This is a genomic window from Pseudomonas sp. MD330_10 (genome assembly GCF_042610415.1).
GTDB classification, from domain to species: domain Bacteria; phylum Pseudomonadota; class Gammaproteobacteria; order Pseudomonadales; family Pseudomonadaceae; genus Aquipseudomonas; species Aquipseudomonas rhodesiae.
This window is the reverse complement of record NZ_JBHGZU010000001.1, coordinates 1-22,555: the sequence shown is the minus strand read 5'-3', so window position 1 is coordinate 22,555 and position 22,555 is coordinate 1. Positions and strand designations below refer to the sequence as shown.

Here is a 22,555-nt window from a genome sequence, read left to right as displayed (position 1 = left end):
TGTGTTAAGTGTTGGCAGATATCTGGACCCCGCCCTAGCGGTCCGGAACTTGAACCCCGAACTTCCCCTCCCCATAAGAAGTCCGGGGTTTTTTTTGCCCGCAGAAAAGTTACTCGGCGATTTCCGCGCCCTTGTCCGCCAATTCCATCCAGCCCGCTAGAACGGTGTAAGCCTCTTCCAAGCCCATGCGCTTAGGCGCGGAGAACAATTGGATGGTGATCGTATCGCCCCAACCCTTGCGGATTTCCGACTGCACTTTGAGCAACGTATTCTTGGCCGCGCCGTAGGTCAGCTTGTCGGCTTTGGTCAACAGGATGTGCATCGGCATGCCGCTGGCGACCGCCCAATCGAGCATCAGCAGGTCGAAGTCGGTCATTGGGTGGCGGATATCCATCATCAGGATCAAACCCTTCAAACTCTCCCGGCCACCCAGATAAGCCTCCAGGTGACGCTGCCAGTGCAGCTTCAACGGGATCGGTACTTTCGCATAACCGTAGCCTGGCAGGTCGACCAGACGCCGATCATCGTCTAGCTTGAAGAAATTGAGCAGTTGCGTGCGGCCCGGAGTTTTCGAGGTGCGCGCCAGGCTGGCGTGGGTGAGCGTGTTCAGGGCGCTGGATTTACCGGCATTGGAGCGGCCGGCGAAGGCGACTTCAAAGCCTTCGTCATCGGGGCATTGGTCAACTTTGGCGGCGCTGAGCATAAACGTGGACTGTTGGCACAGGCCGAGGATGGGATTCTTGAGTTGCATGAGATTTCCGATGTGGGCGGTGCCGAAAAAGGGTGCGGCAAGCGGTGTCGTTTCCGTTTCAGTGGCGCCAGTATATAATGCCGCAGATTTTGTGTGTGCTTTGTCCCAGCGAAGGATGAAGTTCACGGGAGCGATAGACCTTCATTGCGCATTAGAACGCAAAACGCTCTCAAACCCTGAAAAGGTCGATGTATGACCAGATGGTTGCTCGCTGTCGGTGTCCTGATTCCGCTTTACGGCGCTCAGGCTACACAGGAACCGGAAGCGCTGTACAACCGAGTTTGCGTGGCTTGCCATGCTGGCCAGTTGCCGAACGCCCCGAAGCGGGGTGATCAGGCAGCCTGGGCGCCGAGATTGGCGCAAGGTATGGACACGCTGGTACAGCACGTGAGCCAGGGTTTCAAGGCAATGCCGCCGCGTGGTTTGTGCATGGACTGCAGTACTGAGGATTACCAGGCCGTCATTGAATGGATGGTGAGTAAACCCGGTAGATAACTCTTAAACCCTTAGCCGTAGTTGGATTAGCTGATGAACAAACTGATCGTGAGTCTGCTGTTGACCCTGGGCATCACCGGTGTTGCCCATGCTGCAGGCGACGCTACTGCGGGCCAGGCGAAAGCCGCCGTGTGTGGTGCTTGCCACGGACCGGATGGCAACAGCCCGGCGCCGAACTTCCCCAAACTGGCCGGCCAGGGTGAGCGTTACCTGACCAAGCAGATGCAGGACATCAAGTCAGGCAAGCGCACGGTGCTGGAAATGACCGGCTTGCTGACCAACCTCAACGATCAGGATCTGGCGGACATCGCGGCGTATTTCGCCAGCCAGAAAGGCAGTGTGGGAGCTGCCGATCCGAAACTGGTAGCGCGTGGCCAGAAGCTGTTCCGTGGTGGTGACCTGGATAAAGGCCTGCCGGCTTGCACCGGTTGCCACTCGCCCAATGGCGCGGGTAATGCCGCCGCCGGTTTCCCACATCTGGGCGGCCAGCACGCTCAATACATCGCTAAGCAACTGACCGATTTCCGCAAGGAAGAAGCCGGTCGTGCCAACGATGGCGATGCGATGACCATGCGCACCATCGCCCGCAAGCTGAGCGACGAAGACATCGCGGCAGTGTCCAGCTATATCCAGGGCCTGCACTGATCGGCGCGGCGACGTTAACGCTCGATTAATCCCGCGATGCAAGCATAAAAAGGGTGGCCCTGGCCGCCCTTTTTTGTGGCCGCTGCCGTTACACTAACGAACTCATGCCTGCGTCGACCGGTCACAACTAAGGTCGCGTGAGGCGACTTTATTTGTCCAGGAGTAAAGCATGCGTAATCTGATCCTCAGCGCCGCTCTCGTCACTGCCAGCCTTTTCGGCATGACCGCTCAAGCTGCCGATGTGCCGCTTGAAGCCGGTAAGACCTACGTCGAATTGGCCAACCCAGTGCCCGTCTCGGTGCCGGGCAAGATCGAAGTGGTTGAGCTGTTCTGGTACGGCTGCCCGCATTGCTACGCTTTTGAACCGACCATCAACCCGTGGGTTGAGAAACTGCCTAAAGACGTGAATTTCAAACGCATCCCGGCCATGTTCGGCGGCCCTTGGGATGCCCACGGCCAACTGTTCCTGACCCTCGAAGCCATGGGTGTCGAGCACAAGGTCCACAACGCAGTGTTCAACGCGATTCAGAAAGAAGGCAAGCGCCTGACCAAGCCTGAAGACATGGCTGACTTTGTTGCCACCCAAGGTGTCGATAAGGATAAGTTCTTGGCCACCTTCAACTCCTTCGCTATCCAGGGCCAGATCAAACAGGCCAAGGAGCTGGCGCAGAAATACGGCGTGCAAGGCGTTCCGACCATGATCGTCAACGGCAAATACCGTTTCGACCTGGGTTCCACTGGTGGGCCTGAACAGACCCTCAACGTTGCTGACCAACTGATCGCCAAAGAGCGCGCAGCCAAGTAAGGGGCCTTTCATGCGCCGCTGGGGTACCGAACGTGTCGTTGGCCTGCATGATCCGCGGGTCAACGAAGATCACCTGGAATCCACTGGCCAGCTCGTGGACAGCCGTCTACGCCTGCTCAGTTTCAATATTCAGGTTGGCATCAGTACCGAAAAGTATCGGCATTACCTCACCCGCGGCTGGCAGCATTTGCTGCCCCACAACGGGCGGGCCGTGAATCTGCAGAAGATCGGCGACCTGTTGAGCGATTTCGACCTGGTCGCGCTGCAGGAGGCCGATGGGGGTAGCATCCGTTCCGGTTACATCAATCAGGTGGAACACCTGGCCAGGCTCGGAGCGTTTCCCTACTGGTACCAGCAGCTCAATCGCAACCTCGGGCGCCTGGCGCAGCACAGCAATGGCGTGCTGAGTCGCTTGAAACCCACCGCTATCGAAGACCACCCGCTGCCAGGCCCCAAGGGGCGTGGCGCGATCCTCGTGCGTTTCGGCGAAGGGCCGGAAGCGTTGGTGGTGGTTATGATGCACCTGGCGCTCGGGGGGCGTACGCGCAACCTGCAGTTGGCTTACGTGCGCGAAATGATCGGCAACTACAAGCATCAGGTGCTGATGGGTGATATGAACACCCATGCCAATGACCTGCTGCAAAACTCGCCGTTGCGCGACCTCGGGTTGCTGGCGCCGCAAGTCGAAGCGACGTTTCCCAGCTGGCGTCCGCAACGTTGTCTCGACCATATCCTGCTCAGCCCCACCCTCACGCTGGAAAGTGTGCAGGTGCTGGCGCAGCCCATTTCCGATCACCTGCCGGTCGCGGTAGAGATTCGTCTGCCGGGTTCGCTCACGGCTGATGCATTGCCCGCGTTGAGCCCCGGCCCTCGCGGACCCCTTGCATGAGCGACGACGCCCAGCGCTGGAAAGAAAAATACCTGTTAAGCATCGAGCAACAAGACAAACTCGAACGCCGCTGGGCTGCGCGCCTCGACCTGCTGCGCCGTGGCCTCGTGCGCAGCACCTTGGCGGCTGAAGGCACCGACCGCGCGGTCGACCAGTGCATGAAGGAGATGCGCGACGTTGTCCGCACCGACGACATGGACGCCGCCCTCGCCGCGCTGCTGCCGCGTCTGGAAAAAGCCGTGTTGGATTCGGAGCAGCGCCGCGAAACCCGGGTTGAACAGATGAGCACCGCGCTGACGTCCCTGGTCACGCAGTTGCAGAAACTGCCGCTGCCCCGCGAGGTGGCGCGACCATTGAAGACCTTCGCTAAACAGTTGGATGGCCGTGTCGGCCAGGCCCGGGAAATTCCGCTATTGCTCAGCGAGCTGAGCGACTTGCAAGGGCAGGCGCTGACTAACCTGGACCCGGATGGTGAAACTCCACGTCCCGGACCAGGGCTTTTACAGCGTTTGTTCGGAACCAAGGACACCCACGTAGAAGCACCTGCCAGTGAGCCGGCTCCCGGCCCCTCAGCTGCACCGGTTGCGACTAAATCCGCATCGGAAACCCCGCAGCCCGAGCAATCCGAAGAGCTGACCCAGGCTTTGCGTGCCTTCGCGCCACAACCCGAAGCCGCGGCGCCTCAACCCGCCACACCGATCCAGCCAGCCCAAATTGCCGTCGAGACCTTCGTCTACGAATCTCCGCCTCAAGCCGACGCAGTGGCCGAGCCGGTCAAAGCTGCGCTGGCCCGCACGGAACCCAAGGCGCCTGAGCTCGAACCGCAGGCGCAAGAGCCGGCCAACGAAAGCGCCCTCGCCGCCTTTATCGACGCACCGCAGCCCGACGTCATAGAGGCACCGGAGCAGACGGTAATTGGCAGTCTGTCGCTGCCGCCTGTGTTGGACGTGGAGGCGCTTGACCCCGACGCGATGCAATCGGACGGCCAATACGCTTTGCCGGACTCGCCCGAGCCGTCCTACAGCTCCGTGGCCAAGCACATCGAAGACACGCTTATCGGCTTGCTCGAAGAGCTGGACCTGCCCGAGCGTCATCGCCCTCAGGCTGAAGCGATGCGCGAGCGTCTGGCCCACGGTTTGAACTGGTATGAACTGCTACCGATCCTGGATGATCTGGCGGTACTGATGTTGGCGATCACCGACAGTGGCCATCTAGAATTCGAGGCTTATCTCAAGCAACTCAATGAGCGCCTCGAAGCCTTCCAGGGGCATCTGAAGGTGGCCAGTGACGGGCATGCCGACAGTAGCTCTGCCGCGCGTGAACTGGATACGCAGATCCGCGAGCAGGTCGATGGGCTGCAAACCAGCGTACAGGACGCCGCCGACCTGGACAGCCTCAAACAGGTGCTGGAGAGCCATCTTGAGGGCTTGCTCGGCACCATGGACGAGCATCGGCAACAACGCGATCTGCGCGAGCAGGAGGTTGCCGAGCGCCTCAAAGGCCTGGCCGAACGCGTCGCCAACATGGAGCAGGAAGCCCAGGGCTACCGTGAACACCTTGAAGTGCAGCGCCAGAAGGCCCTGATCGATCCATTGACCGGCCTGCCCAATCGTGCGGCCTGGAGCGAGCGCCTGGACTACGAAATCAATACCTGGCACCAGCGCGGCAACAGCCTGTCGCTGGCCATGCTGGACCTGGACCACTTCAAACGCATCAACGATGGTTACGGCCACCTGGCCGGCGATAAGGTGCTGAAGATCATCGCCAATGTGCTCAGCAAGCGCCTGCGGCCCACCGATTTCATCGCGCGTTTTGGCGGTGAAGAGTTTGTCTTGCTGATGCCCGATTCGACCCTCGCCGAGGCCTTGGCGGTGGGTGAAGGGCTGCGCGAGGCAATTCAAGCGTGTCCGTTTCACTTCAAAGGCGAACCGGTGACGATCACGGTGTCGATGGGCGTGGCGCAATTGCGCTCGGGTGAGCGCAGCGAACTGGCGCTCAAGCGCGCCGATGAAGCGTTGTATCGAGCCAAGGCGGCGGGGCGTAATCAAGTGCAGGCGGCGTAAAAGATGTTGCCTGTTTGTAATTAGGCCGCTCTGTTTCAGTCGGTACGTTACACTGTTGCATTGTCGTCTTCAGCGTACTGTCATCCGCCATGAAATCCATTTGTCTCGCCCTTGCGTTTCTCCTGCTTGCCGGCTGCGCCAGCGGCCCCCGCATCAACACCAGTCATCCCTCGGTCAACTACGACAATCGCGTGCAGTTTGTGATCGTTCATTACACCTCGGCCAACCTGGAACGCTCCCTGGCCTTGTTGACCCACGGCCAGGTCAGTAGCCATTACCTGATTGGCGATGACGCCTCGGCCACCATTTATAAATTGGTGGATGAAAGCCAGCGCGCCTGGCACGCAGGTGAGAGTGAATGGATGGGCCGCACATGGCTCAATTCAAGCTCCATCGGTATCGAGATTGTGAACCCGGGTTTCACGGACACCCCGACAGGCCGTCTGTGGTACCCGTATTCCGAGGCGCAGGTGAAGTCGTTGGTCGTGTTGCTTAAAGACATCAGCAAGCGCAACGGCATCGACCCGAAGAACATCATCGGCCACAGCGATATCGCGCCGTTACGCAAGTTGGACCCGGGGCCCTTGTTCCCCTGGAAGCGTTTGGCCGATGAAGGGTTGGGGGTTTGGCCGGATGCACAGGCTGTCGCGCGTTTTCAGGTGCAATACACCGCAGAGCTACCGAGCATCACTTGGTTCCAGGAGGAGTTGGCCCGATTGGGCTACCAGACGCCTCAAACCGGTGAGCTGGATGTCGCCACGCGTCATGTGCTCGCAGCGTTCCAGATGCACTTCAGGCCGTCGCGGTTCGATGGCACGCCGGATGCCGAAAGTGCCGCCATTCTGCGCGCCCTCAACCGGCGCTGACCGTCAGAGCGGCAGCGCCATGTAAAACTGGGTGCCCTGCCCCGGCCGCGAATACACCCCCATGCGGCCGCCGTGCAACTGCACGATCTCTTTGCACAACGCCAGCCCCAGACCGGCGCCGCCTTTCTTGCGGCCCACCTGCACAAAGGGCTCGAAGATGCGCCCTTGCTGCCCATAGGCAATCCCTTCGCCGTTGTCTTCGACGCTGATAATCACCCGCTCGCCATGGCGACGCGCTTGCAGGCGAATTTGCCCGCCATCGGCGGTATGGCGCAGTGCGTTGGCCAGCAGGTTGTCGAGTACCCGTTCCAATTGCGCCTGGTCTGCATATAAGCGTGGCAGGTCGGGCTGGGCTTCGATCAGCAGCTCGATTTGCTGCGCATTGGCCTGTTCTATAAAGCGCCCGCGGGCTTGCTCCAGCAGGTCGGGAATCTCACAGGGGCCGAGGGTGAGTTTCTGCAGGCCATTCTGGTAGCGCGAGAAGTTGAGCAAGTCATTGATCAGCTGCATCAGGCGCTGCATTTCTTCGTTAACGGTGTCCAGCAGGTCCGCTTCCCGGGACTCCGTGGGGAATTTCGCGCGTTCGCGGAACAGCCCGAACGCCATGTGCATGCCGGTTACCGGCGTGCGCAGTTCATGGGAGGCACGCAGCACGAATTCACTGCGCACGCGTTCGAAGGCGCGTTGCTCGGTCACGTCGTGCATCACCATCACCGCGCCGAGAATATGCCCTTGGGTGTGGCTGACTGGGGTCAGGCTGTAGGTCAGCAGGCGCAGTTCGCCGTCGACTTCCACCTCAAGGTCTTCCGGCGCGCGCTCCAGATTGCCGCCACGCAGCACCAAGTGCAGTTGTTCATCCAGCTCCGGGCGGCCCAGCGCTTCGCCCAGGCCTTGGCCGAGGCGTTCTTCATCCCAGCCCAATTGGCGTTGGGCAACCGGGTTCAGGTGCTCCAGACGCCCTTGGCGATCAATCATCAGCAAGCCGTCGTCGATGCTGTCGAGTACCGCCTGTAGCCGCTGCTGGCCGGCCAGTAGTTCGTCCACATTGGTGGCCTGATGCTGACGCAGCGCCTCGGCCATGATGCCGAAGCGCCGAGTCAGTAGGTTCATTTCCGCGGCTGACGAGATCGGCAGCGTGACCTCGAAATCGCCCTGGCCGATCTTGTCCGCGGCCTTGGCCAGCGCTTCGATCGGCCCGCCAAAGCGCCTGGCGATACCGTGGGCGGTCACGAAGCCGATGATCAGCACCGCCAAGCCCACCAAACCCATGAGACCGGCGATCAACAGCGCGCGGTCGCGGGATTTGCGTTCACTGGTGTTGATGGCTTCCAACGCGCGTTTGTGCTCGGCGATCAAGCCATTGCGCAGCACGTTGAATGTCTGGGTGAGTTTGTCGTTATTGCCGCTTACCAGCGATGCAGGTTGGGACTCGTCGAATGCCTTGAGGAAATTCAGGTAGTCGATGCGGGCCTGACTGAACCCGCTGCTTCTGCTGTCTTGCTGCTCGTGGGCGATACCCTCGTCCAGTAGTGCGAAATACTGTTGTTTGGACGCGTCCAGCGCTTTCGAATTGGGCCGCTCGTCGAGCATCAGGATCAACTGGTCGCCCAGGCTCTGGCGCAATTTCAGGCCAAGCTCCAAGGTGACGAAATTGCTGCGGATCAGCGACTCTTGGGTCTTGGCCATCTGCATGACGCTGACCAGGCCCAGGATCAATCCAAGCAGGGCGACGGTGATCAGCGCTGAGATACTCAAGAACAGCCGAGTCCGCAGCTTCATCGCTAACTTCATAAGGTACAGCTCACAGGTTGTACTGTTTTCGTTTGCGGTACAGCGTCGACGCGTCAATGCCGAGGGTGCGCGCCGCCTGATCTAGCGTGTCGCTGGTGGCCAGTACAGCACCGATGTGGGCTTTTTCCAGTTCGTCCAGGCTTAGCGCCGCACCGATGCGCGGGGCGTTGTTGGTCGGTTGCTCGGCCATCCCCAGGTGGCTGATTTCAACCTTTTCCTGCGGGCAGATAATGCTTGCGCGCTCCACCACGTTACGCAGTTCACGGATATTACCCGGCCAACGGTAGTTGAGCAGGGCTTCCCGCGCCTGATCGCTGAAACCGCGCGCCGGACGGGCATACTCCTTGACGAAGCGCGCCAGGAAGCGGTCGGCCAGGGTCAGGATGTCCTCGCTGCGCTCGCGCAGCGGTGGCAGGTGCAGGGTGATGACATTCAGGCGGTACAGCAAGTCTTCCCGGAAGCGGCCGTCGCGCACCATGTCTTCCAGGTTCAGGTTAGTGGCGGCGAGGATACGTACGTCGGCGCGCCGGGTAACCGGGTCGCCCACGCGTTCGTATTCCTTATCCTGAATAAAGCGCAGCAATTTTGGTTGCAACGTGAGGGGAAAGTCGCCGATCTCGTCGAGGAACAGCGTGCCGCCGTCAGCCTGGTTGACCCGGCCCAAGGTGCTTTCGCTGGCGCCGGTAAAGGCGCCGCGGCTGTGGCCGAACAGTTCGCTTTCCATCAGTTCGGCGGTTAGCGACGGGCAGTTGATGGTCACGCAGGATTTTTTCGACCGCTTGCTCCAACCGTGGATGGCCCGCGCCAGTTCACCTTTACCGGTGCCGGACTCGCCCAGGATAAGGATGTTGGCATCTGTACCGGCCACTTGGCGCGCGGTTTCTAGCACCACCATCATCGACGGGCTATGGGAGTCGAGTCCGTCCTTGGGCTGGCGCACCGCGCCTTCCAGGGCTTCCAGACGTGCAGAAAGTTGGCGCACTTCCAGCTGCTTGGCGGTGGCCAGGCGCAGTTGGTCCGGGCTGCACGGTTTTACCAGATAGTCGGCGGCGCCGGCCTGGATCGCGTCCACGGCGGTGTCCACGGCCGAATGCGCGGTGACGATCACTACACGCATCCACGGCGCCTGAATACGCATCTGGGCCAGCACGTCCAGGCCATTGTCTTCGCCTAGACGCAGGTCCAGGAAGCACAGGTCGAACACCTGGCGTTGCATCAGCGCGTCGGCTTGGGCGGCGCTGTTGGCGGTGGCGACGGTATAGCCTTCATCTTCCAGGCAATAACGGAAGGTGCGGAGGATCGCGGACTCGTCATCTACTAAAAGAATGCGGCCTTGAAGTTCCTTGGCTGATTCCATCTGTCCCGCGCTCCCTAACTGATAAATGATGGTGTTTAGTCCCGGAATAATCGGGCAAGTTGCATGGTTTATTCTGACCGACAAAACGAATCGTCGTGCAGGTATCTGCGCTTCTTCTCACAAAGGCCACAGCGAGTGGCCATTTCATGTCATTCGCTCAGTTGGGCAGCGCCCATGTCGCGATGTATCCCTTGACCCGACCGCTGGCCATCGTGCATTTCGCACGGCCCCTAGAGGCCCATCGTGCAGGATGCTGCCCCTATCATCGAGCGACTATCTATAACTTACTGATTTTATTGGGTTTTATTTTGTTAAAAACCTGGCATGCGCTCTGCAATACCTCTCCCAAGAGCGTCATGAACGAATAATCAGAATGCGGGAGTACAGCAGCATGACTCGCCAAACCCTCAGCCAATTGCGTGTATCGCCACTGCATGTGCAGCAAGGTTTGTTTGCCAGCTTGGCCTTGATGGTCACGTTGATTGCAGGCCAGCAGATTCAACATTGGCAGGAGAGTCAGCAGCAAGCCCAAGTGTTTGAGCGTCCGGCCATGACCCAGACCCATTTCAGTTCGATGCAGAGCCGTCCCGCCGCCAGCGCTGTTGGCGATGTGAGCGTCAAGCAATTGCGAGTAGCTGACCAGAATTCAACGCTGGATCAGCTGCCAGCTCAGGAACGTTGGGTGTTCTAGGCAAGAAAAGCGGTCGTCCGCACTGGGCGTCCGTACGGCATGACCGCTGTACCCTCTAATAGAAGCGTAAGGAGAATCACCATGTTGAGTTGGGCAATCACATTTCTGATCATCGCCATTGTTGCTGCAGTCCTGGGCTTCGGTGGTATTGCAGGCACCGCAACCGGTATCGCCAAGATCCTGTTTGTCGTCTTCCTGGTGATGTTCATTGCTTCGTTCTTCTTTGGTCGTCGCGGCCGAGGCTGAATATGACCACTTTGTCTCTCAAAGCCATTGCTGCCGCCCTATTGCTGGGCGGTAGCGGTCTGGCGATGGCCGCCAATGACGGCCAGTCGCGGGCCAACGAATTGCTCAGCGCGGACCCGCAATACCGTGAGACCTGGCAAGGCGTGGTGAAGAAAGAAGAGCGCCTGCCGGAATGGGTGATGAACCTGACCGGTACGGCCGAGCAAATGAATGCTGTCGAAGAGGATGGCGACAAGTACTTGGTAGGGCCGCTCTGCGAGACCGCGGACACATGCCTGAACAAGCGTCTGATCGTCGCTTTCAGCTTTGACAAGGAAGATGCCTACGCCATGTTGGTGGAAGTGCCGGCCGGCCTCCCGGCTGACAAGTCGCCTACGCGGCACGCCGACTACCGCTTTATTGGTAAACCGGACGAAGGCATGCAGAAGTTGCTGATGGAACAGCTCAAGAAAGACCCGAATTGGTACTAGGTTTCGTTTAAAGCGCTTGCTGATAACGGGACCAGCGTCCATAGAAAGAAGCTCTTCGCTTCTTTCTTCTGCACGCCCCGCCGCGGGGCGTGCATGACCAGGGGGCCGGGTTGCTCTGATCGATTGGGATCGGCGTGACCTACGGGTACAGGGAGTACCTGCGCAAGGGCCGGGTCAGGCGAAAAGCTGCGACGCAGGTTCACAAGTCGTCGACTTGTTGAACTTGCGGCGGGCTTATACCTGTTATGCCGCCCATAGCCCACCATTTTATTTTTGCCTGCCCTCAACCATTACTGAGTGTGTCGCGGCGACCATCTATCGAGAAAGTTTGCAGGGGTCTATAGGACATTTCAGACACTACTGCGCTGAATCCTCAAGCATTTGTGCTGATTCTTCGATCAACGCCTGCAACCCTGCGTGAGCCTGAATTGGCCGTTTCACGGCATATTCGTCGGGCAAAATGTCGCATTTGAACTGACCGTTCGGACAGTTATTATCTAAAAAAGCCATGCCGATTCGGCATAGGGTAGGCGTTTACGGCATTAGACGTCGCCCCCTTGCATGGGAATAGTTGCGCCTTTTTTCGCCTGCCAGTAAGTCATTTCGGCCACGCGGCGGCGACCTTTCATGGAGGCGGATGCTCACACTTTTTCGCTTTCGAGCGTTGCAGCTGGCGCATTTGCCTTAAGTTCACTTGAAGTAAGGGTAATGACATGAAGAAGGCAAAGCTAAGCCTCGCCTGGCAGATCCTCATCGGTTTGGTACTGGGGATCGCAATCGGAGCAGTGCTCAACCATTTCAGTGCTGAAAAGGCCTGGTGGATCAGCAATGTGCTGCAGCCGGCGGGCGATATCTTTATTCGCCTGATCAAGATGATCGTGATCCCGATTGTGATTTCCTCGCTGATCGTCGGTATTGCCGGTGTCGGTGACGCGAAAAAGCTCGGTCGCATCGGCGTCAAAACCATCCTCTACTTCGAAGTGGTCACCACCATTGCCATCGTGGTCGGCTTGTTGCTGGCAAACCTGTTCCACCCCGGCGCCGGGATCGACATGAGTACCCTGGGTACCGTGGACATCTCCAAATACCAAGCGACCGCCGCCGAGGTGCAGCACGAGCATGCGTTTATCCAGACCATCCTCAACCTGATCCCGTCCAACATCTTCGCCGCCGTCGCCCGTGGCGAAATGCTGCCGATCATCTTCTTCTCCGTGCTGTTCGGCCTGGGCCTGTCGAGCCTCAAGCCTGAGCTGCGCGAGCCGCTGGTGACCATGTTCCAGGGTGTATCCGAGAGCATGTTCAAAGTGACCCACATGATCATGAAATACGCCCCCATCGGTGTATTCGCGCTGATCGCGGTGACTGTGGCCAACTTCGGCTTCGCCTCCCTGCTGCCGCTGGCCAAGTTGGTGATCCTGGTTTATGTCGCCATTCTGTTCTTCGCTTTTGTGATTCTCGGCCTGATCGCGCGCCTGTTCGGTTTCTCGGTGATCAAGCTGATGCGCATCTTCAAGGATGAACTGGTGCTGGCCTACTCCACCGCCAGTTCCGAAACCGTGCTGCCGCGTGTGATCGAAAAGATGGAAGCCTACGGCGCGCCGAAGGCGATCTGCAGCTTCGTGGTGCCGACCGGCTACTCGTTCAACCTCGACGGTTCGACCCTGTACCAGAGCATCGCCGCGATCTTTATCGCCCAGCTGTACGGCATTGACCTGTCAATCGGTCAGCAACTGATGCTGGTACTGACCCTGATGGTCACCTCCAAAGGCATCGCCGGTGTACCGGGCGTGTCCTTCGTGGTGCTGCTGGCCACCCTGGGCAGCGTTGGCATTCCGCTTGAGGGCCTGGCGTTTATTGCCGGTGTCGACCGTGTGATGGACATGGCGCGTACCGCCCTTAACGTGATCGGTAACGCCCTGGCTGTGCTGGTTATCGCCCGTTGGGAAGGCATGTACGACGACGCCAAGGGCGAGCGCTACTGGAATTCCCTGCCGCACTGGCGCAGCAAGGAAGCATTGCCGGTCGGCGAGGTCAGCCGCGGTTGAACCCCCTGAGCTGAACAACGCAAACCCCGGGTAAATCCGGGGTTTGTCGTTTCTGCCGGCCCCGCTATCATTCGCCCCATCATTCGAGGGGATTCAACTGATGCTCAATGGCCTGTGGCTTGGCTTCTTTGTCGTGGCAATGGTGTCAGCACTGGCGCAATGGCTGGTCGGCGGTAACGCTGGGATCTTCGCGGCGATGGTGGAAAGCATTTTCGCCATGGCCAAACTGTCGGTTGAAGTGATGGTGTTGCTGTTCGGCACCCTGACGTTATGGCTGGGCTTTCTGCGCATCGCCGAAAAGGCCGGCATCGTCGATTGGCTGGCCAAGGCCCTCGGCCCGCTGTTTCGTCGCCTGATGCCGGAAGTGCCGGCGGGTCACCCCGCTATCGGTCTGATCACCCTTAACTTCGCCGCCAACGGCCTGGGACTGGACAACGCCGCGACCCCCATCGGCCTCAAAGCCATGAAGGCGTTACAAGAACTCAACCCGCTGCCGACCACCGCGAGCAATGCGCAGATTCTGTTCCTGGTGCTCAATGCCTCGTCGCTGACGCTGTTGCCAGTGACCATCTTCATGTACCGCGCCCAACAAGGCGCCGCCGACCCGACGCTGGTGTTCCTGCCGATTCTGCTGGCGACCAGTGCGTCGACCCTGGTGGGCCTGCTCTCGGTTGCCGTCATGCAGCGCCTGCGGCTGTGGGACCCGGTGGTGTTGGCTTATTTGATTCCTGGCGCGCTGATGTTGGGCGGCTTCATGGCGTTGCTGGCGACCCTGTCCGCCACGGCACTGGCCGGGTTGTCATCGATTCTCGGCAACCTGACCCTGTTCGGCCTGATCATGCTGTTCCTGCTGATCGGTGCGTTGCGCAAGGTGAAGGTGTACGAAGCATTTGTCGAAGGTGCCAAAGAAGGCTTCGATGTCGCCAAGAACCTGCTGCCGTACCTGGTGGCGATGCTGTGTGCGGTGGGCGTATTACGTGCCTCCGGCGCGCTGGATTTCGGCCTGGAAGGGATTCGCCATGTGGTGGCGTGGACTGGCATGGACACGCGCTTTGTCGATGCCTTGCCGACTGCGATGGTCAAGCCGTTCTCCGGCAGTGCCGCGCGGGCAATGCTGATCGAGACCATGCAGACCCAAGGCGTGGACAGCTTCCCGGCGCTGGTGGCCGCGACGATTCAGGGCAGTACCGAAACCACCTTCTATGTGTTGGCGGTGTACTTTGGTTCGGTCGGTATCCAGCGCGCGCGGCATGCGGTGGGTTGTGCGTTGCTGGCGGAGTTTGCCGGCGTCGTGGCGGCTATCTCGGTGTGCTACTGGTTCTTTGGCTGAGACTTAGATAGCTATCGGGGGCAAGCCCCTCCCACCCATTGACCTGTGAATACATTCAAATGTGGGAGGGGGCTTGCCCCCGATGACGCCCTCAGCGCTTCACGCCCCGGTTGCCCTGAGCCACCACCCAATCCACCACCTGCTTGTTCAACTGATCCCCTGCCTGGCCAAACGCAGCGACCACCCCTGGCACCTGGGTATTGCTCACCGGCTGGCGCGCTTCAAAGCGTCGACTGGCCAGAATCCGTTGATCGCTCCCACGTACCAGGCGTGCGTCCAGGCGAATCACCACCTCCACCGCATTGCCCCGGTATTCGCTCTGAAACGCCTGCAACTGCCCGCCCAGCTCGTAGTCGGCCTGCAGGTTGGTGTCATCGGTGCTGAGCAGCGTGACCCGGCCATCGCGCTGTAAGCCGTCGAGCAGGCGATTACGCAACAGCACCGGCGCCGGATCGCTCCAGCGCGAGTTCGCGTAGCTGCTGATCAAGTCGCCATTGGGCACCACGGCAATGCGCGGGCTGTCGAGAAATTCGCTGGTTTGCGGCTTGGTCACGCGTAGCGACCAACTCACCGGCGTGCCTTGGCTGGTGGCTTGGGCCGAAGCCAGGCGGTACACGTCGGACGGGTCGGCTTTGGGCAGGATCGAGCACGCGCTGATCAGCGCCAAGGCCACAGGGACGATCAGTTGATAAGCACGCTTCATGGCGTGAACTCCTTGTTCTTGTCGCTGCCCAGCAGATAACCGCTGGGGTTGGCCTCCAGGCGGCGGGAGATGGCACGCAGCGAGCCGAGGGTTTCGCGCAGTTCGCGCACGGCCGGCGCCAGTTCGTTGAGCCCTTGCATGCCGCTGTTGACCGAATCCTTGTTGTTGGTCAGCAAGGTATTGATGGTGGCGGTGCTTTGCTCAAGGGACTTCATGGCCTGTTCGGCGCTGCCGAAGGCTTGCTTGCCCTGCTCGTTCAACAGGCCATTGGCATTGCGCATCAGCGCGGTGGTCTGCTCCAGCGCGGCGCTTGCCTGTTTGCTCACTTGCATCAGCTGCTGCATCACAACCTTGATATCGCCACGCTGGTCAGCGATGGCACCGGTCGTTTGTTCCAGATGTGCAAGGGTATTGCTCAAGTGCTCGACGTTTTCCGCGGAGAACATGCTGTTGGCGTTGTGCAGCAGCACGTTGATGCTGGTCATCAGATCATTGCTGTTGTTAAGCAAGCGCGCGATGGGCGAAGGTGAGGCGATGATTTCCGGCAGGTTGCCATTTTTGCCTTTGAGTTCGGGGCTTTGCGGCGTGCCGCCACTGAGCTGGATGATCGAGGTACCGGTGATGCCGGTCAGCGCGAGTTTGGCCTGGGTGTCTTCCTTGATCGGCGTCTGCCCGGCCAGGCGAATACGGGCGAGGACGCGACGCGGGTCTTTTGGGTCCAGGCGCAGGCTGATCACATCGCCCACCTTGATCCCGCTGTATTGCACCGCACTGCCTTGGGACAGACCGCTGACCGCTTCATTGAAGACCACTTCGTAATCCTGGAACGCGCTGTCGACGCTGGACTTGGCCAGCCACAAGCCAAACAGCATGGCGCCGACCACCACGATCACGCTGAACAGTCCGATCATCACATGATGGGCTCGGGTTTCCATGTCATACCTCGTTGAGCGATTGAGCGGCATCCAATGCCGCGCGGCCACGGGGGCCGTGGAAATATTCGTGAATCCACGCATCGTCCGTTTCCGAGACGACATCGATAGCATCGGCCACCAGCACTTTTTTCTGCGCCAGTACCGCCACGCGGTCGGTGATGGTGTACAGCGTGTCCAGGTCGTGGGTCACCAGGAACACGCTCAAGCCCAGCGCGTCGCGCAGGGTCAGGATCAGTTGATCGAATTGCGCCGCGCCGATCGGGTCGAGGCCCGCGGTGGGTTCATCAAGGAACAGGATGTCTGGGTCTAGCGCCAAGGCTCGGGCCAGAGCTGCGCGTTTGATCATGCCGCCGGACAACGAGGCCGGGTACTTGTCGGCCGCCGACAGCGGCAGCCCGGCCAGCGCTAGTTTCACCGCAGCCAAATGCTCGGCATCGGCGCGGCTCAGGCCCGCATGTTCGATCAGTGGCAGGGCGACGTTCTCGGTCACCGTCAGCGAGGAAAACAGCGCGCCCTTTTGGAACAGCACGCCGAAGCGCCGTTCCACCAGGGAACGCTCCTGTTCCGGCAGGCTCGGCAGGTTCTTGCCGAACACCCGCACTTCACCCTCGTTTGGCCGGCGCAGGCCGACGATACTGCGCAGCAGCACCGACTTACCGCTGCCGGAACCGCCCACCACCGCGAGGATTTCACCTTTATACAAGTCCAGATCGAGGTTCTCGTGCACGCGCTGACTGCCAAAGCGATTGCACAGGCCGCGCACCTCAATCACCGCCTCGGCGGGTGCCCGGTGTAGACGGCTCACCAGCTCATCTCCATGAAGAACAGAGCCGCGACCGCATCCAGCAAGATCACCACGAAAATCGATTGCACCACGCTGGAGGTGGTGTGGGCACCGACCGACTCAGCACTGCCGCTGACCTTGAAGCCCTCCAGGCAGCCAATCGCCGCGATCAGGAAAGCGAATATCGGGGCTTTCACCATGCCCACCAGGAAATGTTGAACCCCAATGTCCGATTGCAACAGCGAAAGGAACATCGCCGGTGAAATATCCAAGGCCACGGCGCATACCACGCCACCGCCGACAATCCCCGAGAGCATCGCCAGAAACGTCAGCATCGGCAGCGCCACCAGCAGCGCCAGCACGCGGGGCAGCACCAGCAGCTCCATCGGGTCTAGCCCCAGGGTGCGGATAGCGTCGATTTCTTCGTTGGCCTTCATCGAGCCGATTTGTGCGGTAAACGCACTGGCCGTGCGGCCGGCGATCAGGATCGCCGTCAGCAGCACGCCGAATTCCCGTAGGAAAGAGAACGCCACCAGGTCCACGGTAAAAATCGTCGCGCCAAAGCTTTTGAGCACGGTGGCACCGAGAAAGGCCACTACGGCGCCGACCAGGAAGGTCAACAAGGCCACGATGGGGGCGGCATCCAGGCCGACCTGTTCGAGGTGGGCAACCATGGGCGTAATGCGCCAGCGCTTGGGCCGGAACAGGCTGCGGGCGAAGGTTTCGAGGATCAGGCCGATAAAGCCCAGCAGTTTCTTGCTGTCCTGCCACACCTTGTCCACCGCTGCACCGATACGCGCCAGCACCTGAATACCGGTAGCTTCTTCGGGGGCCTTGTCCGGCACGCAGAAGTCGTTGAGGGAGCGATACACGGTTTTAAGCAGTGCGCGGTCGGCGGTGGACAGGCTGCAATCGGTCTGCTCGGCGGATTGCTCGATGCGGGTCGGCCCGAGCAGTTCCACCAGCAGGGACGCGCCAGCAGTGTCCAGGGCGCCGAGGCCATTGAGATCGATGCGCGCGCCGGCGTCGTATTGGCCGTCGAGCTTGTCCGACAGCTTTTTCAGGCTGGCGTAGTGGGCAAGCGTCCAGTCCCCCGTAATCCTGAGTAACGGAGGGGCGGTGGACGTATCGAGATGGGCGGCGCCAGGCGTGGTGTGGGTGGTCATAAGCTCCGAGCTTGTTTGCTATCCACAAGTCCTACGTAATAGCACGAAGCAGCCTACTGTGGGTTGTCCGTTTGTGCTGCGTCGGTGACTTTAAAGCGCAGCACGCCGATCACTTGTCCGTCTTCGGTGAGCACCCTCACCTGCCAGCGCCCTACGGAGTCGGCCGGGAAGTTCTGCTTGTGGGTCCAGGCGCGGTAGCCCTCTTTGCGTCCGCCGTGAATATCCAGGGCGATACGGTCCACTTCTTTGCCGTTGAGTTTCCACACATGGTAGATGCGCTCATCCAGCCCCCGCGGCGCGTTGATAGCGGTGTAGGCATACAGGCCGCCGTTGCGCAGTTGCGCGGCGCTGACTTGTTTGAGGTCATCGCCCGGGGTGCGGTCCTGCAACTGCGTGCTGATGGCCACTTCGGTCATCCACAGCGTGGCCGGCGGCACCCAACTGCGCAGCAGCCAGCCCGCCGCGCCGATGGCGGCCGTGACCCCCAGCAGCATCGCCCAGCCCTTGAGGCTGCGCAGCGGCAGGCTCACGGCCAGGCTCGGAATCGACAAGGCCATGGCCACGCCGAGGGCGAGTTTGTAACTCTCGGCGGTGGTCAGGTGCAGGATGATCGGCAGTGCAGTGAGCAGCGCGGCGAACAGGGTCAGGGTGTGCAAGGCCAGGAACAGCGAACGCTTGGGCGCCAGCCACTTGTAGTACAGCGGGTCGATGATCGACACCAGCGCCGCGGCGCCGAGCAGCCCTGTGAATATCGATTGGCCGCTGTTCCAGGCCGTGGTGATGAAAAAGAACGGCAGCACGAAGAACAGACTTTCCTGGTGGATCATCTGGGTCGCGTAGCGCAGCAGAGGTTCGGGAATTTCCCGTTTGAAGAGTTTGGTGAACAGCTGCGTGAAGCTGTTTTCGAGCATCAGCCATAGCCAGCTCACCAGCATGATCACCGCGATCCAACTGGCCATGCCCTGCTGACGGTCCACCAGGATGAAGCTGCACACCCCCGAGATAAAACCACCGAGTGCGATCACCCCTGGGTAGCGCTTCATCAGTTCAAGGATGCGCTGGATATAGTGAGTCAGGTTTGGCATTCGGCGATTCGCAGTGTGTGTAGGAAAAATCCCAGACAGAATAACGTCTTAGCCGGGTGTTCGGTGCGTCATTGCACAACCCGTTTGCGATAACGCCGCACGCTTACCCACAGGATCGCGATCACCCCCAGTAGGCCGACGCCGAGGCCACTCAGGCTGTCGTAGCTCAACAGTGGTTTTTCGATGCGCCAGTAGCCGGGTTGCTTGAGCAACTCGCGCAGCGTCTGGTTGGCCTCGTCCAGTTTGACCGCCTTGATGCGTTTGGCTGGGTCGCTGAAATGGCCGTTGTCGTAGTCGCTGGTAGCGCTCCAATAGTAGTCGGCTAGCGCGCTGTTGCCCTGAACGGCCCAGGCTTGTCGGGCAATGGCCGCTTGTTGCAGACGCGTAAAGGTGGCCGGGTCCAGGCCGTCTTTGAGCAATTGCGTCTTGAGGTCTTGCAGTACCTGTTCGGCTTCGCTGAGGTTTTCCCGTTCCAGGTCTGCATTCAGGCTCAGAAAACCGACACCGCCGAGCACTTCGCGTTCGGCCCAGGGGCCGTAGGACAGGCCATGCTTGAGGCGCAGTTGGCGGTACAGCGCCCAGTCCAAGTAGTCCTTGAGCAGGTCGTAGGTTTCATCGTGCTGGTCGTCCAGCACCGGTTCCGGCAGCAGCCAGTGCAGTTTGGCGCTGTTGCCGAGCCATCCGTGGATCAGCTCGCGATGGGCGGCGGCGGCCTGTTGGATCTGCGGCAGCGGTAAATGTTCGCTGGGCTCGACCGGCGTCAATTGGCCGTAGGTGCGTTCCAGATAGGCCGGCAGCAGTTTGTCGAGATCGCCGACGACGATCAGCGTCATGTTGTTGGGGGCGTACCAGTCCTTGCGCAGTTTTTGCAATTGGTCGCGGGTCAGGTGATTGACCTCGGCGCGTTCGGCACATTTAAGGCCCAGTTCAACGGCCAGTTGATTGCTGGCGGTGTGGCCCAGGTCCTGGCGGTCAAGCAGGCGTTGCAGGCGTGAGTAGTGGCCGCCGTCCTCACGTTCCACCACCTGTTTAGCTGCATTGATGTGGGCGTCGGTCAACTCGGTGCGAGTGAGGATCGCCAGCAGCAGGTCCAGCACTTTGCGCTGGTTATAGGCGGGCGCTTCGATCACGAAGGTGGTGTCGGCGTTGCTGGTGTAGGCATTCCATTCGCCGCCCAGGGCTTGCATGCGTTCTTCCAGATCGCCTTCGCCGCCGCCATCGATCCCGCTGAACAGCAGGTGTTCAAACAGATGTGGCAGCTCTTTGTCCTCGCACCGGAAGTCATCCAGGCCCACACCCACCACCAAGCGAATCGCCACATGCCCGCGCTCGGTACCCGGTTTGAGCAGCAGTTGCAGGCCGTTGGGCAAGGTGTAGCCCTCGACTTGCAGGCGGTCAAAGGCAAAGGCGTGAGCGGCGCCCATCAGCAGGCAGGCGAATAACAGGCGACGCATAACTGGCTTCCTGGCGAGTGAGGTCAGTTGTAACTGACTTCACGGGCCATCGTACGTTCAGGGTGAATGCGTGATGTCGGCAATATCTTCGGCCGAGAGTGCGCCGGTGTCGGACGTTTCCAACACCACATACGCACTGCTGCAAAACAACGAGTTCAGGCGCTTCATGTCGGCAATCAGCTCCAGATGCAGGGAACTGGTCTCCAGGCTTTGTACGATCTTGCGCTGCAGACGGCTGACATGGGCATGGGCCAGGCGCCGCTCTTGGGCGCGGAAGCGGCGCTTCTCACGCAGCAGCTGGCGAGCGCTGTGGGGGTCGGCGCTGAGAAACACCGAAAGCCCCAGGCGCAGATTGGCGATCAACTGGCTGTGCAGGTCGGTGAGTTCTTCCAGGCCCACCTCCGAGAACTGCCGGCGCTGGGAGGTCTTCTGCTGCTGGACCTTGCGCAGCATGCGTTCGATCAAGTCGCCGGCCAGCTTGAGGTTGATCGATAGCTCGATGATTTCGGCCCACCGGCGGCTGTCTTGTTCGCTGAGGTCTTCGCGGGGCATTTGCGCCAGGTAGAGCTTGATGGCGCTGTAGAGCGCTTCAACGTCATCGCTGAGGCTGCGCATTTCCTGGGTGATGGCCGTCTGTTTGCCGCGCAGTACTTCCTGCATGGCGGTGAGCATATTGTCGATCAGGTCACCCAGGCGCAGGGTTTCTCGCGCGGCGTTGGCTAGCGCCAAGCTGGGAGTGGTGAGGGCGGTAGGATCCAGATGCCGTGGTTTGGCTTTGCCATTGACCTCTTCTCGCTCTGGCAGCAGCCACGTGCACAAGCGTGCCATCGGGCCGATGGTGGGCAGCAGGATCAGGCAGCGGCTGACGTTGTAGAGCAGATGAAAGGTGATGACCATGCCCTGGGCGCTGTAGTCCAGGTTATCCATCCAGCGTACGAGCGGGTCGAGCACCGGGATGATCAGCAGCAGACCGATCAGTTTGTACAGCAGGCTCCCTAGGGCGACCTGGCGACCGGCCGCGTTCTGCATGCTGGTACTGAGAAATGCCAGTATGCCGCTGCCGATATTGGCGCCGATCACCAGGCCGATTGCCACATGCAGGCCGATCACGCCGGCGCCGGCCAGGGTGGCGGTCAGCAGCACCGCGGCGAGACTGGAGTAGGAAATCATGGCGAACAAGGCGCCGACCAAGGCGTCGAGCAGGATGTCGCCGGTCAGCGACGCAAACACGACTTTGACCCCCTGGGCATGGGTAATCGGTCCCGCCGCTTCGACGATCAATTGCAGCGCCAGGATGATCAGCCCCAGGCCGATGCCCACTCGGCCCAACTGCCCTGCCCGCGTCTGTTTGCGCGACAGGAAGAAAATCACCCCCAGAAAAATCAACAGCGGCGACAGCCAGGACAGATCAAAGGTGAGTACCCGCGCCATCAAGGCTGTGCCGACGTCGGCGCCGAGCATGGTGGCCATGGCCGGCATCAGCCCCATCAGGCCCTGGCCGACGAATGATGTCACCAACATCGCCGTGGCGTTACTGCTCTGCACCATGGCGGTCACCAGAATGCCGGCGATAAACGCCAGCCAGCGCTTGGCCATGTTCTGACCGATGACGTGGCGCAAGTTGGAACCGTAGACCCGCAGGATGCCGGTTCGGACGATGTGCGTGCCCCAGATCAGCAGGGTCACGGCGGAAAGCAGATTGAGCAAGGTCAGCATGCTCGGCCCCCCGTGTGGGTGGGCTCCAGAAGGAGCCAATGAGAATTGCCGCGTGCCGTTCTACGTCTTGTACTTAAGCTGTAGTTGGCGAATGGGCTCGGCGCCAGCATCGCATAGCTAAAGTGGGGATTGAAACAAAACTGTCATGAAATCAGCTTTTTGCGATGTAAAAAAAACGGGGCGCGAAGGCCTAATGCCAGTCAGTTAAGCTGACTGGCATTTTTATTTCTGATCGGATACTTCGGTGATTTCAGCCGAATCGTCCGAG

Annotated in this window: 21 protein-coding genes; 11 read left to right on the top strand and 10 right to left on the bottom strand. The window is 60.2% G+C overall.

Annotation, left to right across the window (positions count from 1 at the left end):
* Positions 1–109 precede the first annotated feature (109 nt).
* Positions 110–751: a ribosome biogenesis GTP-binding protein YihA/YsxC gene (yihA, locus tag ACFZPT_RS00105; RefSeq protein WP_003187369.1), complete on the bottom strand. Its 642-nt coding sequence runs from the start codon at positions 749–751 to the stop codon at positions 110–112.
* 192 nt (positions 752–943) lie between these two features.
* Here yihA and ACFZPT_RS00100 point away from each other — a divergent pair, with 192 nt between their 5' ends.
* The 6 genes from ACFZPT_RS00100 (at position 944) to ACFZPT_RS00075 (ending at position 6,514) form a co-directional block, all read left to right on the top strand.
* A complete protein-coding gene (locus tag ACFZPT_RS00100; RefSeq protein WP_034101715.1) occupies positions 944–1,246 on the top strand; it encodes a cytochrome c5 family protein in 303 nt (100 codons plus the stop codon).
* Positions 1,247–1,279: 33 nt separating this feature from the next.
* Entirely contained in the window at positions 1,280–1,891 is a 612-nt protein-coding gene (locus ACFZPT_RS00095) for a cytochrome c (protein ID WP_034101716.1), read from the top strand.
* Between the two features lie 169 nt (positions 1,892–2,060).
* Positions 2,061–2,696, top strand: coding sequence for a thiol:disulfide interchange protein DsbA (gene dsbA / locus ACFZPT_RS00090; RefSeq protein WP_034136358.1), 636 nt, complete (start codon positions 2,061–2,063; stop codon positions 2,694–2,696).
* Between the two features lie 10 nt (positions 2,697–2,706).
* On the top strand, positions 2,707–3,585 hold the full coding sequence (locus ACFZPT_RS00085; protein WP_099312989.1) for an endonuclease/exonuclease/phosphatase family protein: 879 nt from the start codon (positions 2,707–2,709) through the stop codon (positions 3,583–3,585).
* Entirely contained in the window at positions 3,582–5,648 is a 2,067-nt protein-coding gene (locus ACFZPT_RS00080; RefSeq protein WP_034101722.1) for a diguanylate cyclase, read from the top strand. Before ACFZPT_RS00085 ends, ACFZPT_RS00080 begins: the two co-directional genes overlap by 4 nt.
* Before the next feature lie 89 nt (positions 5,649–5,737).
* Positions 5,738–6,514 (top strand): N-acetylmuramoyl-L-alanine amidase, encoded by a 777-nt coding sequence (locus ACFZPT_RS00075; protein WP_034101723.1) that lies wholly within the window; start codon positions 5,738–5,740, stop codon positions 6,512–6,514.
* 3 nt (positions 6,515–6,517) lie between these two features.
* Here the strand turns inward: ACFZPT_RS00075 and ACFZPT_RS00070 are convergent, their stop codons facing one another.
* Together ACFZPT_RS00070 and algB are read right to left on the bottom strand one after the other, a co-directional pair.
* Positions 6,518–8,305, bottom strand: a complete 1,788-nt coding sequence (locus ACFZPT_RS00070) for an ATP-binding protein (RefSeq protein ID WP_099312990.1) — start codon at positions 8,303–8,305, stop codon at positions 6,518–6,520.
* Positions 8,306–8,315: 10 nt separating this feature from the next.
* Positions 8,316–9,662 carry a sigma-54-dependent response regulator transcription factor AlgB gene (algB, locus tag ACFZPT_RS00065; protein ID WP_034101725.1) on the bottom strand — a complete coding sequence of 449 codons (1,347 nt, stop codon included), beginning with the start codon at positions 9,660–9,662 and terminating at the stop codon, positions 8,316–8,318.
* Positions 9,663–10,053: 391 nt separating this feature from the next.
* Here algB and ACFZPT_RS00060 point away from each other — a divergent pair, with 391 nt between their 5' ends.
* The 5 genes from ACFZPT_RS00060 (at position 10,054) to ACFZPT_RS00040 (ending at position 14,444) form a co-directional block, all read left to right on the top strand.
* On the top strand, positions 10,054–10,353 hold the full coding sequence (locus tag ACFZPT_RS00060) for a hypothetical protein (RefSeq protein ID WP_034101781.1): 300 nt from the start codon (positions 10,054–10,056) through the stop codon (positions 10,351–10,353).
* 81 nt (positions 10,354–10,434) lie between these two features.
* Entirely contained in the window at positions 10,435–10,599 is a 165-nt protein-coding gene (locus ACFZPT_RS00055) for a DUF1328 domain-containing protein (protein WP_003170804.1), read from the top strand.
* A 2-nt stretch (positions 10,600–10,601) separates the two neighbouring features.
* Positions 10,602–11,069: an inhibitor of vertebrate lysozyme family protein gene (locus tag ACFZPT_RS00050; protein ID WP_034111150.1), complete on the top strand. Its 468-nt coding sequence runs from the start codon at positions 10,602–10,604 to the stop codon at positions 11,067–11,069.
* Positions 11,070–11,782: 713 nt separating this feature from the next.
* Positions 11,783–13,114, top strand: a complete 1,332-nt coding sequence (gene gltP / locus ACFZPT_RS00045; RefSeq protein ID WP_034101729.1) for a glutamate/aspartate:proton symporter GltP — start codon at positions 11,783–11,785, stop codon at positions 13,112–13,114.
* A 100-nt stretch (positions 13,115–13,214) separates the two neighbouring features.
* Positions 13,215–14,444: a nucleoside recognition domain-containing protein gene (locus tag ACFZPT_RS00040; RefSeq protein WP_034101730.1), complete on the top strand. Its 1,230-nt coding sequence runs from the start codon at positions 13,215–13,217 to the stop codon at positions 14,442–14,444.
* A gap of 91 nt (positions 14,445–14,535) precedes the next feature.
* Here the strand turns inward: ACFZPT_RS00040 and ACFZPT_RS00035 are convergent, their stop codons facing one another.
* The 7 genes from ACFZPT_RS00035 to ACFZPT_RS00005 form a co-directional block, all read right to left on the bottom strand.
* On the bottom strand, positions 14,536–15,147 hold the full coding sequence (locus ACFZPT_RS00035; RefSeq protein ID WP_099312991.1) for an ABC-type transport auxiliary lipoprotein family protein: 612 nt from the start codon (positions 15,145–15,147) through the stop codon (positions 14,536–14,538).
* Positions 15,144–16,082, bottom strand: a complete 939-nt coding sequence (locus ACFZPT_RS00030) for an MlaD family protein (protein WP_034101732.1) — start codon at positions 16,080–16,082, stop codon at positions 15,144–15,146. Before ACFZPT_RS00030 ends, ACFZPT_RS00035 begins: the two co-directional genes overlap by 4 nt.
* 1 nt (position 16,083) lies before the next feature.
* The gene (locus ACFZPT_RS00025; RefSeq protein WP_034101733.1) at positions 16,084–16,887 is read right to left on the bottom strand and encodes an ABC transporter ATP-binding protein; all 804 of its coding nucleotides are present in this window, start codon (positions 16,885–16,887) and stop codon (positions 16,084–16,086) included.
* A complete protein-coding gene (locus ACFZPT_RS00020) occupies positions 16,884–18,032 on the bottom strand; it encodes an ABC transporter permease (RefSeq protein WP_040266490.1) in 1,149 nt (382 codons plus the stop codon). The genes ACFZPT_RS00025 and ACFZPT_RS00020 overlap by 4 nt, the downstream gene beginning before the upstream one ends.
* 53 nt (positions 18,033–18,085) lie before the next feature.
* Positions 18,086–19,117 carry a DUF5924 family protein gene (locus tag ACFZPT_RS00015; protein WP_034101737.1) on the bottom strand — a complete coding sequence of 344 codons (1,032 nt, stop codon included), beginning with the start codon at positions 19,115–19,117 and terminating at the stop codon, positions 18,086–18,088.
* 68 nt (positions 19,118–19,185) lie between these two features.
* Positions 19,186–20,571, bottom strand: coding sequence for a pitrilysin family protein (locus ACFZPT_RS00010; protein ID WP_099312992.1), 1,386 nt, complete (start codon positions 20,569–20,571; stop codon positions 19,186–19,188).
* A gap of 57 nt (positions 20,572–20,628) precedes the next feature.
* Positions 20,629–22,287 carry a Na/Pi cotransporter family protein gene (locus ACFZPT_RS00005; RefSeq protein ID WP_034111154.1) on the bottom strand — a complete coding sequence of 553 codons (1,659 nt, stop codon included), beginning with the start codon at positions 22,285–22,287 and terminating at the stop codon, positions 20,629–20,631.
* Positions 22,288–22,555 lie beyond the last annotated feature (268 nt).